This window comes from Streptomyces sp. NPDC021356, assembly GCF_040641015.1.
Classification (GTDB): Bacteria; Actinomycetota; Actinomycetes; order Streptomycetales; family Streptomycetaceae; genus Streptomyces.
In genome coordinates this window covers 1-17,264 of sequence record NZ_JBFACU010000023.1, presented here as the reverse complement: position 1 = coordinate 17,264, position 17,264 = coordinate 1, and the positions used below count along the sequence as shown (strand labels likewise).

Genomic DNA, 17,264 nt, shown 5'->3' with positions numbered 1-17,264 from the left:
CTCAGTTCCCGCTCGTGGCCCGCTGCTGGGCACGCGTCAGGGCGGTCTTGCTCGACTCGCCGGTCAGGGCCGACTGGAAGGCGCTCTGCAGGGCGAGCGACACGCCCGACCATCCGGCGCCGAGCTTCGCCGTACGGGAGCGGGCCGCCGCCACCTGGTCGGCGAGGGCGTCCAGCTCGGGCACCCGCTCGCGCCACACCGCCGCCGCCCGCTCGTCGGCCGGGACCATCCAGCTGTTGAGCGCGTACGTCAGCTGCTCCTTCTCACCGGCCAGGCAGGCGACGATCCGCCCGGCCTCCTTCTCCCGGGTCCGGTCGCCGGTGTTCGGCACGGTGAGCACCGCGCCGCCGAGGGGGCCCACGGACTTCTCCCCGGCGCGGGGCACGGGGATCTGTGCGATGCCCCAGTGCAGCGACTTCTTCGTGTTCAGCGTCTCCACCTGCCACGGGCCGTTGATCATCATGGCGGCGTTGCCGGCCATGAACTGGTCGTTGACGTCCGCCTGGGTCCAGCTGACCGTCGACTTGGACAGCGAACCGTCCTTCAGCAGGGACTTCCAGAAGTCCAGGGCCGCCACCACGCCCGGCCCGTCGAGCCGGGTCTCGTCGCCGCCGTCGGACCACATGAACGGCGTGAACTGGAAGACGCCGTCCTCGGCGCCGCCCGCGCTGAGCGCCAGGCCGTACCGCTTGCCGTGGGTCAGCTTCGCGGCACTGGCGCGCAGTTCGGCCCAGGTGGTGGGGACCTTCAGGCCCGCCTTCGCGAGGACGTCCTTGTCGTAGAAGAGCGCCAGCGTGTTCACCGAGCGGGCCGCGCCGTAGTACGTGCCCTTGTAGGAGCCGAAGTCGACGATGCCCCGCGGGACGTGGTCGGTGCCCAGGCCCAGGGAGCGCAGGTCGGTCAGGCCGCCCGCCTCGGCGAACGTGGGCATCTCGGACGCGTCGAACTGCACGATGTCGGGCAGTGACTTCGAGGACGCCATGCGCAGTGCCTTCGTCATCACCTGCGCGGCCGGGACGCTCTGCTGTTCGATGCTCACGCCGAGCCGCTTGCCGCAGCGGGCCATCGCCTGGGCGTCCCAGCGGTGGTAGGACTCGTCGGTCGAGGAGTTCAGCACGGTGTACACGTCGCCGTCGCGCTGCTGTCCGCAGCCGGTCAGGGCCGCCCCGGCGACCAGGGCGAGGACGGCGGCGAGCGGTGCGCCGGCCCGGCGCGAGCGTCCGCGGCGCCCGACGGCCGGGTCCCGGCCCGGCCGGCCGAAGGTCCACCACCCGGAGGTGAACCGATCTTCGGGAGTCGCGTTGAAGCGCTTCGACATGCTGCGGCCCTTGCTGTCGTGTCACCCGGCGGCGTCGCCGGAGGCTTTGTTTGCTGTGATGACTAATACGGCAATCGCTGGCTCCGCGCTAGACCCGCGACCGTGTTCGTTCGCGCACGGTATGAAGTGGCACCCCGTGTCTGAGCGGAGATCACGCCTGGTCAGTGGCTTGGGGGTGCGGCGAAGTGATCGCAGCCGGGATTTGTTCTGTGTACGATCAAATCCCGGGTGACAGTCTTCGTAGTCCCCCCGCCGAACAGCCCCGTCCCCCCGAGGAAGACCATGAAGTTCACCAACGGGTTCTGGCGCATCCGCGACGGCGTCCAGGTCGCGTACGCCACCGAGGTACGCGACGTCCGTGTCGAATCGAAGCGCTTCACCGCCTATGCCGCCGTGCAACGGGTGACCCGCAGAGGGGACACCCTCAACGCCCCGCTCCTCACCGTCGACTGCTTCTCGCCCGCCGAGGGCGTCATCGGTGTCCGGATCACCCACCACGCGGGCAAACGGCACCCCGGCCCGGAGTTCGCCCTCGCGGCCGAGCCCGGTGGCGCGGGCGCGGTCCACCGGCACGGCACCGTCACCGAGCTGGTCAGCGGCCCGCTGACCGTGCGCCTGGACCACGCCGCCCCGCACACCCTGAGCTTCCACGGCGCCGACGGACGGGAGCTGACCCGGGCCGGCCGCAAGGGCACCGCCTTCGCCACCACCGGGGACGGCGCGCACCACGTCCTCGGCCAGCTCGCCCTCGGCGTGGGCGAGCAGGTCTACGGTCTCGGCGAGCGCTTCACCCCGTTCGTCAAGAACGGCCAGGTCGTCGACGTCTGGCAGGCCGACGGCGGCACCAGCAGCGAGCAGGCCTACAAGAACATCCCCTTCTACCTGTCCTCGCGCGGCTACGGCGTCTTCGTCAACCACCCCGGCGCGGTCTCCTTCGAGGTCGGCTCCGAGTCCGTCGGGCAGGTGCAGTTCAGCGTCGAGGACCAGACGCTGGAGTACTACGTCGTCGCGGGCCCCACTCCGAAGGACGTCCTCACCCGCTACACCGCCCTCACCGGCCGCCCGGCCCTGCCGCCCGCCTGGTCCTTCGGCCTGTGGCTGACCACGTCCTTCACGACGGACTACGACGAGGCCACCGTGATGTCGTTCGTCGACGGCATGACCGAGCGCGGCATCCCGCTCTCCGTCTTCCACTTCGACTGCTTCTGGATGCGCGAGTACCAGTGGTGCGACTTCCAGTGGGACCCCGACGTCTTCCCCGACCCCGAGGGCATGCTCACCCGCCTGAAGGCCAAGGGCCTGAAGGTCAGCGCCTGGATCAACCCCTACATCGCGCAGAAGTCACCGCTGTTCGACGAGGCCGCGGGCCTCGGGCACCTGGTGCGGCGGCCGAACGGCGACGTGTGGCAGTGGGACCTGTGGCAGGCGGGCATGGGACTGGTCGACTTCACCAGTCCCGACGCCCGCGCCTGGTTCCAGGCGAAGCTGAAGCCGCTGCTGGACCAGGGCGTGGACTGCTTCAAGACGGACTTCGGCGAGCGCGTCCCCACGGACGTCGTCTGGCACGACGGCTCCGACCCGGAGCGCATGCACAACTACTACACCCACCTGTACAACCGGACGGTCTTCGAACTGCTGGAGAAGGAGCGCGGCCAGGGCGAGGCCGTGCTGTTCGCCCGGTCCGCGACCGCGGGCGGCCAGCAGTACCCCGTGCACTGGGGCGGTGACTGCTGGTCCTCCTTCGAGGCCATGGCCGAGTCGCTCAGGGGCGGCCTGTCCCTGTCGCTGAGCGGCTTCGGCTTCTGGAGCCACGACATCGGGGGCTTCGAGGGCACGCCCGACCCGGCGGTCTTCAAGCGCTGGCTGGCCTTCGGCCTGCTCTCCTCCCACAGCCGCCTGCACGGATCGTCGTCCTACCGCGTGCCCTGGGAGTTCGGCGAGGAGGCCGTGGACGTCACCCGGCGCTTCACGCTGCTCAAGCACCGCCTCATGCCCTACCTGTACGGTGCCGCCACCGAAGCCCACCGCACCGGCGTCCCGGTGATGCGGCCCATGGTCCTGGAGTTCCCCCACGACCCTGCGTGCCGCCCGCTGGACCGCCAGTACATGCTCGGCCCCGACCTCCTGGTCGCCCCCGTCTTCAGCGAGGACGGCGAGGTGGAGGTCTACCTCCCCGAGGGCACCTGGACGCACCTGCTCAGCGGCGAACGGGCCACCGGCCCCGCCTGGCGCACCGAACGGCACGGCTACGACAGCCTGCCCCTCTACGTCCGCGAGGGCGCCGTCCTGCCGCTGGCGGCCGACGACCGGCGGCCCGACGGCGACTGGCTGGACCACCTGACCCTGCTCGCCCACCCGCGGGCCGCTGCCGAGGACACCTGCCGGGTCCAGGTACCCGACCTGACCGGCGCACCGGCCGCCGTGTTCCACGTCCGGCGGGAGGGCGGCCTGCTGCGCGTCACCGCCGAGGGCACCGACCGGCCGTTCACCGTGCGCGTGGCGGGCGGGGCGAGCGCGCAGGGCACGGGAGAGGTGACCGTCGCGCTGGAATGAGGGCGCGACCGCGCGCGGGGCCCGTGCGCGGCCGGCGACCGCCGGTGCGCCGACCGCCGGTGCGCCGACCGTCGGTGCGCCCACGGCGGCCGCCCGGGCAGGTACGGCTCAGCCCTCGGCCTCCTGCTCCGTGAGCGTCCAGGCGTACTGCAACCAGTCCGCCACCGTGACGGCGCCCAGGCCCGCGCACACCAGCCGGGTGGCGCGGGGCGCGCAGACGTAGCCGCCGGTGAGGGCGCCGGCCACCCAGACCGAGGTGCAGAACGGGCACGACACCAGGTCGCCGACCGCGCGCCGGACACCGCTGCCGCGCGGCTCGTCCATGACCTCACCGGCCGGTATCTCCTCCGTGCGCCGGGTGAAGGGCGCCCGCAGGAAACTGGTGACCTTGTCCTTCGTCAGCAACCGGGAAGCCTTGAACGTCGCCGCGCCCAGCAGGGCCACGTCCCACGGCGGAACGCGCTCGGGCAGCCGCAGGCCGCGCCGGCGGGCCACCCCGGCGAACAGCGCCGTGCCCGCCGCGAACGCCCCCGCGAGCGTGGCGTACCCGCCCAGCGGCACCTCGTCCCGGTCGCCGTAGGACCCTTCTCCGGCCGCCATGGATGACCTCCTCGCGCGTCGTGCCGATGCGCGGGCCGGGTGCCCAGCCGGGCACCGCGTCACACGTGCGCGGGCCCGGCCGGTCCACCGGCCCCGTACGAGGGCCCTGGGCCCTCTTCGGCAGGCCGCGGGGGAGCTTCGGCGAGGGCGGCGTGGATCCGGCTCCTCGGGGTACCCACGGCGCATGGCGGTGGGCAGGAGCACGACAGGACGGCCGCGCGGGGGGTCCGGGGGAACCGGGGGGACTGCGGGAGCGACGAACCCGGCACTGGGACGTGCCCTGCTGCGCTGGGCCACCACGACCGATCACAAGGTGATCGGCAACCTCTACATGGCTACGGCGTTCTCGTTCTTCCTCTTCGGCGGGGTGCTCGCCCTGCTGATGCGGGCCGAACTCGCGCGCCCCGGGCTGCAGTTGGTGAACGCGGCGCAGTACAACCAGCTGTTCACCATCCACGGCACGGTGATGATGCTGCTGTTCGCGACCCCGATGTTCGCCGGGTTCACCAACGCGGTCATGCCGTTGCAGATCGGCGCGCCCGACGTCGCCTTCCCCCGGCTCAACGCGCTGTCGTACTGGCTGTACCTGTTCGGCGGGCTGATGGTGGTGTCCGGTTTCCTGGTGCCCGGGGGAGCGGCCGGCTTCGGCTGGTTCGCGTACGCGCCGCTCAACAGCGCGATCCGCAGCCCCGGAGCGGGCGGTGACCTGTGGGTCATGGGACTGGTGGTCACCGGCGTGTCCACGACGCTCGGCGCGGTCAACTTCATCACCACGATCCTGTGTCTGCGCGCCCCCGGCATGACCATGTTCCGGATGCCGATCTTCACCTGGAACGCGCTGTTCACCTCGATCCTCGTGCTGCCCGCCTTCCCCGTCCTGACCGCCGCCCTGCTCGCGCTGGAGGCGGACCGCAAGTTCGGCGCGCGGATCTTCGAGGCGGGCGCCGGCGGGGCGCTGCTGTGGCAGCACCTGTTCTGGTTCTTCGGGCACCCCGAGGTGTACATCGTCGCCCTGCCGTTCTTCGGCATCGTCTCGGAGATCATCCCGGTCTTCAGCCGCAAGCCGATCTTCGGTTACGTCACCCTGGTGGGGGCCACCATCGCCATCACCATGCTCTCCGCGGTGGTGTGGGCCCATCACATGTTCGCCACGGGCGCGGTGTTGCTGCCCTTCTTCTCCCTGATGTCGTTCCTCATCGCGGTGCCCACCGGCGTGAAGTTCTTCAACTGGATCGGCACCATGCACAAGGGGTCGCTGTCCTTCGAGACGCCGATGCTGTGGTCGCTCGGCTTCATGGTGACGTTCCTGCTCGGCGGGATGAGCGGCGTGCTGATCGCCTCCCCGCCGCTCGACCTGCACCTCACCGACAGCTACTTCATCGTGGCCCACCTGCACTACGTGCTCTTCGGCACCGTCGTGTTCGCGATGTTCGCCGGGTTCTACTTCTGGTGGCCGAAGTTCACCGGCCGGTTCCTCGACGAACGGCTCGGGAAGATCCACTTCTGGACACTCTTCGTCGGCTTCCAGACCACGTTCCTCGTCCAGCACTGGCTCGGTGAGGCGGGCATGCCCCGCCGCTACGCCGACTACCTGGCCGCCGACGGGTTCACCCTGCTCAACACCGTCAGCTCCATCGGTGCCTTCCTGCTGGGCCTGTCCACGCTGCCGTTCCTCTACAACGTCTGGAAGTCGGCCAGGGACGGGCGCAGGGCGCAGGCCGACGACCCCTGGGGCTACGGCCGTTCGCTGGAGTGGGCGACCTCCTGCCCGCCCCCGCGCCACAACTTCACCGCGCTGCCCCGCATCCGCTCCGAGTCCCCGGCGTTCGACCTGCACCACCCGGACGTGGCCGAGCGGAAGGCGCGGCGGCGGCAGGCCGACTGACGGACCGACCGACGAGAGGCTGCACCTGTGAAAACCGAGGCCCGGCTCTTCACCGGCGTGGCGGTGTTCTTCGCCCTGTCCGCCGCCGGCTACGGCTGGTGGGCGGCGGAGCCCGCCGGCACCGCCGCCCTGGCCGTCACCGGCCTGATGGCCGCGCTCGTCGCCTGCTTCCTGCGGGTGCAGCACCGCAGGCGCGGCCCGCGCGCCCAGGACCGCTCCGACGCCGAGGTCGTCGACACGGCGGGGCCGCTGGACTTCTTCTCCCCGCACAGCCCCTGGCCCGTCGTGGTCGCCCTCGGCGCCGTACTGCTGGCCCTGGGTGTCGTCTTCGGGCTCTGGCTGGCCCTGACGGGCTTCGGTGTGCTCGGCTGCGGGATCCTCGGCCTGGTCTTCCAGCACGCCGGCCGGGACGACCCGAACAGTGCGCCGACCGGCCCGGACGTCGTCGTCCGGGCCGCCGGTCAGCGCTCCAGCCCGCGTTCCGGTCCCGGCTCGCCCTCCTGAGCGTCCGGCCCCGCCGCGTCGTCGCCGTGGTACCAGGCGCTGAGAGTGGCCCGCAGCCGCTGCACCTGCGGTACGTCCGCGCCGTCGGCCTCCGGTGAGACGAGCGGCCTGGGCACCCGCCGGGCCGCCCTGATCGCGTAGCCGGTCTCCTCGTCCAGGGGCGCATGCCGCTCGGTGTAGCCGCCGCTGACCGTCTGCCGTACCTCGCCGGTCTCCTCGCCCTCGGCCAGCCGCTCCAGTTCGGCCTCCCGCAGGGCCAGGCAGACCCGTTTGGTGACCATGAGGGCCAGCGGCGGCAGCAGCACGAGAGCGACGCGGAAGACCCAGGTCAGTGTGTTGAGGGAGATCCTGAAGGTGTGGGCGATGACGTCGTTGCCGCCCGCCGCGAGCAGCACGCCGTAGAAGCACAGGCCGGCGACGCCGAGCCCGGTCCGCACGGGCCGGTCGCGGGGCCGGTCGGCCAGGTGGTGCTCTCGCCGGTCACCGGTGATCCACGCCTCGAAGAACGGGTACGCGTACACAGCCGCGAACAGGACGAGCGGCAGCACGACGGCGGGCAGGAGGACGTTCCACATGACGGTGTGCCCGGCGATGGTGGTCTCCCACGGCGGTACCAGCCGCAGCGAGCCCTCCAGGAACCCGACGTACCAGTCGGGCTGCGACCCGCTCGACACCATGTCGGGGCGGTAAGGGCCGTACACCCAGACGGGGTTGATCTGCGCCACCCCGGCGAGCAGGGTCAGGGTGCCGGCCACCGTGAAGAACAGTCCGGCCGAGCCGGCCATGAACCGCGGGAACAGCGGCTTGCCCACCACGTTGCCGTCGTCGCGGCCCCGGCCGGCCCACTGGGTGTGCTTCAGGTGGAACACCAGGATCAGATGGGCGGTGACGAGGGCGAGCAGCAGCCCGGGGATCAGCAGGATGTGCAGCGAGTACAGCCGGGAGATCAGCTCGTGCCCGGGGAACTGGCCGCCGAAGACGAAGAAGCCGATGTACGTGCCCACGACCGGGACCGACAGCATGACGCCTTGCGCGATCCTCAGGCCCGTCCCGGACAGCAGGTCGTCCGGGAGCGAGTAGCCCGCGAAGCCCTCGGCGAGCGACAGCAGGAAGAGGGTCACGCCGATCACCCAGTTGAGCTCACGGGGGCGGCGGAACGCGCCGGTGAAGAACACGCGCAGCATGTGCACGCCGATCGCCGCGACGAAGACCAGCGCCGCCCAGTGGTGCAACTGCCGGATCAGCAGGCCGCCGCGCACGTCGAAGCTGATGTGCAGCGTCGACCGGTAGGCGGCCGACATGCGGATCCCGTCCAGCGGCGTGTACGTGCCGTGGTAGACGACCTCGGTCATGTCCGGACGGAAGAACAGGGTCAGCCAGACGCCGGTCACCAGCAGCACCACGAAGCTGTAGAGCGCGATCTCGCCCAGCAGGAACGACCAGTGTTCGGGGAAGGCCTTCCGCAGCAGGCCCCCCGCTTCGTGGACGGGTGCCCGCCCGTCGAGGTGGTCGGTGGTCCGCTCGGCCGCGTCACGGAGCCCGGCCGCGGCCCGGGCCCTCCTCCTCCGCATCAGCACGGCGCACGTGTGCCCGTGCGCCGCCGGCGGAAACCCGGTGTGACGCTTCCTCTACGTGCGGTCGCCCTTCGGCTTGCCCCGCTGGTCCGGCGTGCCGTGCGGCGGCGGGCCGGCCGGCTGCGGGGAGGTCGCCGGGGTCACCGGGGAGCCGGCGCGCCCCGCATGCTGCTCGGGGCGCGCGGCCGTGGGGTCCCCCGAGGTGGGCCGGGCACCCGACTGGAGTTGCCGCAGACGCGCGGTGAGCACCTCCGTGACCGGCACGCGGTCGGCGTGGGTGCGTTCGTGGGCGATCAGTTCCTCGACCTCCTCGGCGGTCAGGGAGCGCACGCGGCTCTCCAGGGAACCGAGGGGCAGCTGGTCGTAGTCGGGCAGGGGCAGGGTGCTGCGGCCGGGTTCCTCGGCCATGGAACTCACTTCCTCGGGACGACGGGCGCCCGTGGGCGCGGGGGCCGCGTGGTGCGGGACCCCGCGCCCACGGGCGGCGCGCACGGCGCTCGCTCGGAGCGGTCGGCGGGGCGAGCGGTCGCGGATCAGTGACCGCCGGGGCCTCCGCTGCCGAACGAGCCGCTGCCGCCCTCGTTCCAGCGCGGGCGCGTCTGCGTCGGGCTGGTCCGGGACCGGGCGTTGCCGTGCCCGGGCAGCTGGTGCGGCGTCAGGCGCCCGCCGTCCCGGGGCACCTCGTCCGGCTCCCGGCTCTCCAGCACCTCGCCGACCGGGCCGCTCTCCGGCAGCTGCGGCTGCTCCTCCGGGCGCGGCGGCGCGGGCTCCCGCCGGCGGATGCGCGCGCCCATCCAGAACGCGCCGATCAGCAGCGCCACCAGAACGAGTCCGGCGACGAACGGCCAGATGCCGATCGCGGCCCCGTGGGCCGCGGCGATGTCCAGCGATGCGTTGCTCATGGAGCGCGGGTACCCCTGGTCACCGGGGCGAACCCGGGCGGCTGCGCCGTCGGTCCGCCCGGTGCGCCCACCGTGGGCGATCGGAGCGCGGACGCCCGCAGCCGGGGGGACTGCGATCAGCCGGAGCGGGCCTCGCGGGTGCGGGAGCGGTTCGCCTTGCGGACCGCGTCCAGCAGTTCGTCCTTCGACATCCGCGAGCGCCCCTCGACCCCGAGGCGCTTGGCCAGGTCGTACAGGTGTTCCTTGGACGCGCCCTCGTCGACCCCCTCGCCGCTGCGCCCGCCCTGACCGCGGGGCCGGGCCGACCGCGGGTCGGAGGGGCCCTTGCGGCCGCCCTCCTTGCGCTCCCAGTGGTCGCCGACCTTCTCGTACATGTGCTTCAGCGCTCCGTACGCCACCCGGTGCGCCCGTTCACCCTCGCCGTACGTCTCGACGGCGGAGTCGTGGGCCTTGATCCAGGTGCGCTGGGCGTCCCGGGAGGAGCGCTCCAGCGTCGACGGCAGCTCCTGTCGTCCGGGCACGGGGATCCACCTCCGTGGGTCGGTCGCTCTGCGGGCCGCCGCCCGGGTGCCCCGGCGGGACGGCGGAAAACGAGGCGGGGCGCCGACGCGGAAAGCGTGACGGAAAACCGCTCAGGACCGGGGGAGCACCGGGTTTGGCGGGTGCGGCACCGGCTACTCGCGAGAGGTGACCACGACGCATACGACATCGTCGACGCCTTCGCAACAGGAACTCGTCCAGTTCCTGGAGGACCGTTTCGCGTGTGCGCAGGCGTGTACGGAGTGCGCGCGGGCCTGTGCGCTGCGCGCGAGCCTGGTGGACGTGGGCGGAGGTGAGGAGCAGGACCTGCTGCGACGCAGGGGCATCATGTGCGCGGAGGTCTGCGACGCCACCTGCAGAGTGCTGTCGGAGCAGAACAGCCAGGACGAGGCGGGCATCCGCGCGCAGTTGGCCTGGTGTGTGACCGTCTGCCTGGAGACGGCGCACGTCTTCGACCGGCACCCGGGTGCGGAGCAGGCCGCCGACGCCTGCCGGACGTGTGCCAAGGCCTGCGGGGAGTTCACCGCGGTCCTGGACTGAACCGGACCGGCCGGGCCCACCCGCCCCGGCCGTACCCGCCCCGGCCGACCCCGCCCCGGGCGGGCCGTCGACGCGCCGCCGGGGGCGCGTTAGCCTGCCTGAGGTGGAGACCATGGGCACGGGTGAGCCGGTAGGGACGGGCGGCGATCGCGAGGGCGGCGATCCGGGGCTCTTCGGGCCGGACCCCGGGCTCTTCGGGCCGGACTCGGTGACCTGGCAGCTGCACAGCGATCCGATGATGTGGGTCGCCGGCATCCGGGCGCTGTACCTCCAGGCCCTGCACCCGCGCGCGGTGCGCGGCGTGATGGAGAACTCCGACTTCCGCCGCGACGCCTGGGGCCGGCTGATGCGCACCGCGAACTTCGTCGGCACCACGACGTACGGGACGACGGACGCCGCCGAGCAGGCCGGGGCCCGGGTGCGCAGGATCCACCGCATGCTGTCGGCCACCGATCCGAGGACGGGCGACCGGTACGGCGTCGACGCCCCCGACCTGCTGCTGTGGGTGCACTGTGCGGAGATCGACTCCTACCTGCACGTGCTGTGGCGGTCCGGGTTCCCGCTCACCACCGCCCGGGCCGACCGCTACGTCGCCGAGCACCGGGAGAGCGCCCGCCTGGTCGGCCTCGACCCGCACACGGTGCCCGCGAGCCGGACGGAACTGGCCGCCTACTTCGCCTCCGTACGCCCCGAACTCGCCGTCGGCGCCGACGCACGCGCCGTGGACGACTTCCTGCGCCGCCCGCCGGCGCACGCCCTGCTCGTCCCGGCGCGCGAGGTGTTGTGGCGGTACGTGGCGCACCTGGCCTACGCCTCCCTGCCGGCGTACGCGCACGAACTGTACGGCCGGCCCGCCCCCGTCCCCGCTGCCGTCACCCGTCGGCTGCGGGCCACCGGCACGCTGCTGCGCTGCGTGCCCGCCCAGGTGCGCTGGCAGCTCCCGCCCAAGCACATCCTCCGCGCCGTCGCGAGACTCGGCCCGGCGGCGCGTCCCGCGCCGTACCGGGCCGCCCGGTAGCCGCGCACCGCGCGAAGAGGCTCCCGGCGCCCCGCCCGCCGCGCGCACCGCGCGAAGGGGCCCCGGCGGCCTCCCTGGCCTGCCGCGCGAAGGGGCTACGGCTCCCCCGTCCGCCGGCCACGCGACCCTGGCCGCCCCCGGTCCCCGCGTGCTACCAAGAGCCATGAGCGCACACGAGGCACAGGGCGGCTATGACGTGGTGGTCGTCGGCGGCGGGCACAACGGGCTGGTCGCCGCGGCCTACCTGGCCCGCGCCGGCCGTTCGGTGCTGGTGCTGGAGCGGCTGGACCACACCGGCGGGGCGGCCGTCTCCACGCGTCCGTTCGCCGGGGTGGACGCCCGGCTGTCCCGCTACTCCTACCTGGTCAGCCTGCTGCCCCGGAAGATCGTCCGGGACCTCGGGCTCGACTTCCGGGTGCGCACCCGCACCGTCTCCTCCTACACCCCCGCCGTCCGCGCCGGCCGGCCCACCGGGCTGCTCGTGGGCGGCGGCGAGGAGCGCACCCGGGAGGCCTTCGCCCGCCTCACCGGGTCCGATCGCGAGTGGCAGGCCTGGCAGCGCTTCTACGCCATGACCGGCCGCGCGGCCCGGCGGATCTTCCCCACCCTGACCGAACCGCTGCCCGAGCGTGCGGAACTGCGCCGCCGCGTCGACGACGAGGACGCCTGGCGGATCCTGTTCGAGGAGCCCGTCGGTGTCGCGGTCGAGGCCCGCTTCGCCGACGACCTGGTCCGCGGAGTGGTCCTCACCGACGCCCTCATCGGCACCTTCGCCGACGCCCACGACCCGGCCCTGCCGCAGAACCGCTGCTTCCTGTACCACGTGATCGGCGGCGGCACCGGGGCCTGGGACGTCCCGGTCGGCGGCATGGGCGCCCTGACCGACGCGCTGGCGGACACGGCCCGCGCGGCGGGCGCGCGACTCGCCACCGGGCACGAGGCCGTCCGCGTCGCCTCCGACGGGCGCAGTGCCGAGGTCACCTACCGGACGGCGGACGGCGAGGGCACCATCGGCGCCCGGCACGTCCTGGTGAACGCCTCCCCGCAGGCGCTGGCCGCACTGACCGGCCAGGAGCCGCCGGAGCCCGCGGAAGGTGCCCAGCTGAAGGTGAACATGCTGCTCAGGAGGCTGCCCCGGCTCCGTGACACCTCCGTCGACCCGCGCGAGGCGTTCGCCGGTACCTTCCACGTCGCGGAGGGCTACCGGGAACTGGCCGCCGCCCACGCCCAGGCCGCCGCCGGCCACCTGCCCGCCGCACCGCCCTCCGAGATCTACTGCCACTCCCTGACCGATCCCACGATCCTCGGCCCCGAACTGGTCGAACGGGGCTGCCAGACGCTCACGCTGTTCGGTCTGCACACCCCGGCCCGGCTGTTCGCGCAGGACAACGACGCCGTACGGGAGGAGCTGCTGAAGTCGACGCTGGCGCAGCTCGACGCCCACCTCGCCGAACCGCTGGCCGACTGCCTGGCCACGGACGCCGAGGGCCGGCCGTGCATCGAGGCGAAGACCCCGCTGGATCTGGAACGGGACCTCGGCCTGCCCGGCGGCAACATCTTCCACCGGGCGCTGAGCTGGCCCTACGCCCAGGAGGGCACCGGCCGCTGGGGCGTGGAGACCGCTCACGCCAACGTGCTGCTGTGCGGCGCGGGCGCGGTGCGCGGCGGCGGGGTCAGCGGCGTGCCGGGACACAACGCGGCCATGGCAGTGCTGGAGGGCAGGAGGTGACAGGACGGCTGAATGCCGCGGTCGTGCGGGGGCACTCCGACAGGACGAAGGAAGCACAGCACCGACCCCCCACCGGAGGCTCCCATGGCCGACCTCAGCCCGATCGACCTGCAGAAAGCCCTCAGCGGCGCGGAGTATCCCACGGACAAGCAGCACCTGGTGGACCGCGCCCGCAAGAACAAGGCGAACGAGAAGGTCGTCAGTCGGCTCGACGGCCTCAGGCAGGACCACTTCGACGGCCCCAACGAGGTGCAGAAGGCCGTCTTCAACGAGTGACGCAGCCCGTACGCCCGTGAACGGGCACGCCGTGAACCGGGCCGCTCGTGAACCGCGTGTGCCCGTGGACCGCGTGCGCCCGTGAACCGGCCGTGGGCCTGCCGTCCCCTCGGGAGGCGGGCCCACGGCATGCGCGGGGGCCGTCGGCCCGCTCAGTCCGCGGAGGCCGTCCACCCCCGGGCCGTCACGCGGGACGCGTCCGCCGGCCGGGCCCCGTCGAACAGGACACCCCGGTGCGTCTCGACGCGCTGGGCGTCGACGTAGGCGCCGCGCCCCACGTAGAGGCGGTCCGTCGTGTACCGCCAGCGCAGCACCAGTTGCCGGGCCGCCGGGAGTTCGGCCGTCACCCGGTGCCAGGCGCGCCCGGAGAAGCCGGTGGCGGTGCCCGCCGGGTGCGGCCGGGGCTGCTCGCCGCGGCGCGTGGCCGTGAACGGCACCGGCTGCCAGGTGGCGCCCCCGTCGGCGGAGGACTCCAGGGCGAGGACGTCCGACTGAGGTTCGGTGTCCCACCACAGGGAGCACCGCAGCCGCGCGCCGCCGGCGAGGGTGTCGAGCGCGGGCAGCGCGAGGGTCGCGGTGGTGGCGCTCGCCATGCCCGAGAACCATGCCGTGCGGCCCCGGTCGGGGCGGACCGCGACGGCCCGCGCCAGGTTGTCGCCCGCGGCGACCCGGGGGGCCGAGCCGGAGCGCCAGGTGCGCACCGGGTGCACGGAGTTGCCGAGGACCACCAGGAACGAGTCGGTCGTCGGGTCCAGGACCAGTGAGGTCCCGGTGAAACCGGTGTGGCCGGCGGTGCTCGGGGTGGCCATCGCGCCCATGTACCAGTGCTGGTACAGCTCGAAGCCGAGGCCGTGCTCGTCGCCGGGGAAGGCCGTGTTGAAGTCGGTGAACATCAACTGCACCGACTCCGGCCGCAGGATGCGCGCTCGGCCGTAGGAGCCGCCGTCGAGCAGGGTCCGGCCGAGCACCGCCAGGTCCCAGGCGCTGGAGAACACGCCCGCGTGCCCCGCCACCCCGCCCAGGCTGAACGCGTTCTCGTCGTGCACCTCGCCCCACACCAGCCCCCGGTCCAGGGCCGACCAGGGCTTGCGGGCGACCTCGGTGGCGGCGATCCGCGGCTTCCAGGAGGCGGGCGGGTTGTAGCGGGTGCTGCGCAGCCCGAGCGGGCCGGTGATCTCCTCGGCCAGCAGCACGTCGAGCGTGCTGCCCGTGATCTTCTCCAGGACCAGCTGGAGGGAGATCATGTTCAGGTCGGAGTACAGGTACACGGTGCCGGGCGGGTTCAGCGGCGCCTCGTTCCAGATCATCTCCAGCTTCTGCTCGTACGTCGGTGCGTCGTACAGCGGCAGGTCGGGCCGGAACCCGGAGGTGTGCGTCAGGAGTTGACGGATCGTCATGTCCTGCTTGCCCGCCCGCCCGAAGTCCGGCAGGTACGAGGCGACCTTCCCCTCCAGCTCCAGCGTGCCGCGCTCGATCCGCTGCACGGCCAGGATCGAGGTGAACAGTTTGGAGAGGGAGGCCAGGTCGAAGACGGTGTCCCGGGTCGTCGGGAGCTGCCGGTCCGGCGGGAGCTCCACGCCCGTGTCGGTCTTCTCGTCGTAGTCCGCGTAGCGCACCGCCATGCCGATCGGCTCGTGCAGGGCGACGGTGGCCCCGCGGCCGGCGAGCAGGACGGCGCCCGCGTACCAAGGGTGCTTGGGAGAGGGCCGGAGGAAGGCCTCGGCGTCGGTGACCAGCCGGCGCAGGGGCTCCTGGAGCAGGCCGGCGCGGTGCGGGGAGCCGTGGCGCAGCGTCGTCGGGGCGGCGGGGTGCCGCACCGGCCGCTCGGCCGCCGTGGCCGGCACCGCGGGGAGGGCGGCGATGCCCAGCGCGCCGCCCAGAAGCAGGGAGACGCGGCCCAGTTGGCGGCGGCTGATCCCGCGCCCGTCCCGGTCTGCCGTCTCTGCCGTGCCGTCGGTCATCGTGAGGCCTCCCGCCGCGCCGCCTGAAAGTATCTTTCGGGACTTGCCGTGCGGGGTGAAACTTTCGTGTCAGGGCGGCCCCTTGTCAACGGGGTGTGCGCGAAGCGGGTGATGCACATCCTGCCCTCGACGCCGGCGAGCCCCGGCGCGATCGCGTGTACGGGCCGGTGGAGGACCGGGGCGACCGGTCGCGGCGGCCCGGCGTCCGGGGCGGTGCCCGCAAGATGCTTGACCTCATTCGGCGGCGGACCCAGGATCGTCTGTCATGACGCCTGGACACGCGAGCACGGTGGACGGAGTCCTGCGGCGCAGCGCCCGGCGCACCCCCGCCCGGGTCGCCGTCGAGTACCGCGACCGATCCTGGACGTACGCCGGACTCGACGACGCCGTCTCCCGCGCCGCGAGCGTCCTGCTCGCGCAGGGCCTCGCCCCCGGCGACCGCGTCGGCGCCTACGGCCACAACTCCGACGCGTACCTGATCGCCTTCCTCGCGTGCGCCCGCGCGGGCCTCGTCCACGTGCCCGTCAACCAGAACCTCACCGGCGACGACCTCGCCTACGTCCTCGGCCAGTCCGGCAGCGCCCTGGTCCTGACCGACCCCGGCCTCGCGGACCGGCTCCCGGGCGGCGTGAGGTCCCTGGCCCTGCGCGACGCCGGGGACTCGCTGCTCGCCGCGCTCCCCGGCGCACCGCCCCACGACGGTCCCGGGCCGCGCGACGAGGACCTGGTGCAACTGCTGTACACCTCGGGCACCACCGCCCTGCCCAAGGGCGCGATGATGACCCACCGGGCGCTGGTCCACGCCTACCTGAGCGCGGTCACCGCCCTCGACCTCGGCCCGGACGACCGGCCGGTGCACGCACTGCCGCTCTACCACTCGGCGCAGATGCACGTCTTCCTGCTGCCCTACCTCGCCGTCGGTGCGACGAACACCCTCCTCGACGCGCCCGACGGCGACCGCGTCCTCGACCTCGTCGAGGCCGGACGTGCCGACAGCCTGTTCGCGCCGCCCACCGTCTGGATCGCCCTGGCCAACCGCCCCGACTTCGCGGGCCGCGACCTCGACGGCCTGCGAAAGGCCTACTACGGCGCCTCGATCATGCCCGTGCCCGTCCTCGAACGGCTGCGCGCACGCCTGCCCCACCTCGCCTTGTACAACTGCTTCGGACAGAGCGAGATCGGTCCGCTGGCCATGGTGCTGGGCCCCGGCGAGCACGCGGGGCGGATGGACTCCTGTGGCCGGCCGGTGCTCTTCGTGGACGCCCGCCTCGCCGACGAGCACGGCGTGGACGTACCCGACGGGACGCCCGGTGAGATCCTCTACCGTTCCCCGCAACTGTGCGAGGGCTACTGGGACAGGCCCGAGGAGAGCGCCGAGGCCTTCCGTGACGGCTGGTTCCACTCCGGCGACCTCGCGGTGCGCGACGCCGACGGGTACTACACGGTCGTCGACCGGGTGAAGGACGTCATCAACTCCGGGGGAGTGCTGGTCGCCTCGCGCCAGGTCGAGGACGCGCTGTACACCCACCCCGGCGTCGCCGAGGCCGCGGTGGTCGGCCTGCCCGACGAACGGTGGATCGAGGCCGTCACGGCCGTCGTCGTCCCGCGCGGCGAGGTCACCGAGGCCGAGCTGATCGCCCACGTCCGCGAGCGGCTGGCGCACTTCAAGGCACCCAAGCGGGTGATCCTCGTCGACGAACTCCCGCGCAACGCCAGCGGCAAGATCCTCAAACGCGAACTGCGGGACCGGCTCGGCGACGCCGCACGCGCCTAGTAGGGCTTGGTCAGGTTCGTAGGGGTGTGGGTATGTCGCGGTGGCAGGTGGGGCAGGTGCCGGTCCAGGTGGCGAGGAGTGTCTGCAGTT

Annotated in this window: 15 protein-coding genes; 8 read left to right on the top strand and 7 right to left on the bottom strand. The window is 73.0% G+C overall.

The window, feature by feature from the left end; genetic code table 11:
- Position 1: 1 nt before the first annotated feature.
- Positions 2-1,318: a sugar ABC transporter substrate-binding protein gene (locus AB0G56_RS27545; RefSeq protein ID WP_360973896.1), complete on the bottom strand. Its 1,317-nt coding sequence runs from the start codon at positions 1,316-1,318 to the stop codon at positions 2-4.
- Positions 1,319-1,600: 282 nt separating this feature from the next.
- On the opposite strand from AB0G56_RS27545, the gene yicI reads away from it, so the two are divergent.
- Positions 1,601-3,871 carry an alpha-xylosidase gene (yicI, locus tag AB0G56_RS27540; RefSeq protein ID WP_360973893.1) on the top strand — a complete coding sequence of 757 codons (2,271 nt, stop codon included), beginning with the start codon at positions 1,601-1,603 and terminating at the stop codon, positions 3,869-3,871.
- A gap of 108 nt (positions 3,872-3,979) precedes the next feature.
- Here yicI and AB0G56_RS27535 read toward each other — a convergent pair whose 3' ends face one another.
- Complete coding sequence (locus AB0G56_RS27535; RefSeq protein ID WP_360973890.1) at positions 3,980-4,471, bottom strand: DUF1360 domain-containing protein; 492 nt, start codon at positions 4,469-4,471, stop codon at positions 3,980-3,982.
- A 331-nt stretch (positions 4,472-4,802) separates the two neighbouring features.
- On the opposite strand from AB0G56_RS27535, the gene ctaD reads away from it, so the two are divergent.
- Both ctaD and AB0G56_RS27525 read left to right on the top strand, forming a co-directional pair.
- On the top strand, positions 4,803-6,356 hold the full coding sequence (ctaD, locus tag AB0G56_RS27530; protein ID WP_360974220.1) for a cytochrome c oxidase subunit I: 1,554 nt from the start codon (positions 4,803-4,805) through the stop codon (positions 6,354-6,356).
- Positions 6,357-6,383: 27 nt separating this feature from the next.
- The gene (locus AB0G56_RS27525; RefSeq protein WP_360973887.1) at positions 6,384-6,860 is read left to right on the top strand and encodes a cytochrome c oxidase subunit 4; all 477 of its coding nucleotides are present in this window, start codon (positions 6,384-6,386) and stop codon (positions 6,858-6,860) included.
- On the opposite strand, the gene AB0G56_RS27520 is transcribed toward AB0G56_RS27525, so the two are convergent.
- The 4 genes from AB0G56_RS27520 to AB0G56_RS27505 form a co-directional block, all read right to left on the bottom strand.
- Positions 6,818-8,437, bottom strand: a complete 1,620-nt coding sequence (locus tag AB0G56_RS27520) for a ubiquinol-cytochrome c reductase cytochrome b subunit (protein ID WP_360973885.1) — start codon at positions 8,435-8,437, stop codon at positions 6,818-6,820. The two genes, AB0G56_RS27525 and AB0G56_RS27520, sit on opposite strands and share 43 nt — an antisense overlap.
- Before the next feature lie 51 nt (positions 8,438-8,488).
- Positions 8,489-8,842 (bottom strand): hypothetical protein, encoded by a 354-nt coding sequence (locus tag AB0G56_RS27515; RefSeq protein WP_360973882.1) that lies wholly within the window; start codon positions 8,840-8,842, stop codon positions 8,489-8,491.
- A gap of 125 nt (positions 8,843-8,967) precedes the next feature.
- The gene (locus AB0G56_RS27510) at positions 8,968-9,336 is read right to left on the bottom strand and encodes a DUF6479 family protein (protein WP_360973879.1); all 369 of its coding nucleotides are present in this window, start codon (positions 9,334-9,336) and stop codon (positions 8,968-8,970) included.
- Positions 9,337-9,452: 116 nt separating this feature from the next.
- Complete coding sequence (locus AB0G56_RS27505; RefSeq protein WP_360973876.1) at positions 9,453-9,857, bottom strand: ChaB family protein; 405 nt, start codon at positions 9,855-9,857, stop codon at positions 9,453-9,455.
- Between the two features lie 166 nt (positions 9,858-10,023).
- Here AB0G56_RS27505 and AB0G56_RS27500 point away from each other — a divergent pair, with 166 nt between their 5' ends.
- From AB0G56_RS27500 to AB0G56_RS27485, 4 genes are all read left to right on the top strand, one after another.
- Entirely contained in the window at positions 10,024-10,416 is a 393-nt protein-coding gene (locus tag AB0G56_RS27500) for a ferredoxin (RefSeq protein ID WP_360973873.1), read from the top strand.
- A gap of 112 nt (positions 10,417-10,528) precedes the next feature.
- Complete coding sequence (locus AB0G56_RS27495) at positions 10,529-11,434, top strand: oxygenase MpaB family protein (RefSeq protein ID WP_360973870.1); 906 nt, start codon at positions 10,529-10,531, stop codon at positions 11,432-11,434.
- A gap of 163 nt (positions 11,435-11,597) precedes the next feature.
- Positions 11,598-13,163, top strand: coding sequence for an NAD(P)/FAD-dependent oxidoreductase (locus tag AB0G56_RS27490; RefSeq protein ID WP_360973867.1), 1,566 nt, complete (start codon positions 11,598-11,600; stop codon positions 13,161-13,163).
- A gap of 84 nt (positions 13,164-13,247) precedes the next feature.
- Positions 13,248-13,439: a DUF2795 domain-containing protein gene (locus AB0G56_RS27485; protein WP_360973864.1), complete on the top strand. Its 192-nt coding sequence runs from the start codon at positions 13,248-13,250 to the stop codon at positions 13,437-13,439.
- 152 nt (positions 13,440-13,591) lie between these two features.
- On the opposite strand, the gene AB0G56_RS27480 is transcribed toward AB0G56_RS27485, so the two are convergent.
- The gene (locus AB0G56_RS27480; RefSeq protein ID WP_360973862.1) at positions 13,592-15,400 is read right to left on the bottom strand and encodes a serine hydrolase; all 1,809 of its coding nucleotides are present in this window, start codon (positions 15,398-15,400) and stop codon (positions 13,592-13,594) included.
- A 265-nt stretch (positions 15,401-15,665) separates the two neighbouring features.
- Between AB0G56_RS27480 and AB0G56_RS27475 the strand changes: the two genes are divergently transcribed.
- Complete coding sequence (locus AB0G56_RS27475) at positions 15,666-17,174, top strand: acyl-CoA synthetase (protein ID WP_360973859.1); 1,509 nt, start codon at positions 15,666-15,668, stop codon at positions 17,172-17,174.
- Positions 17,175-17,264 lie beyond the last annotated feature (90 nt).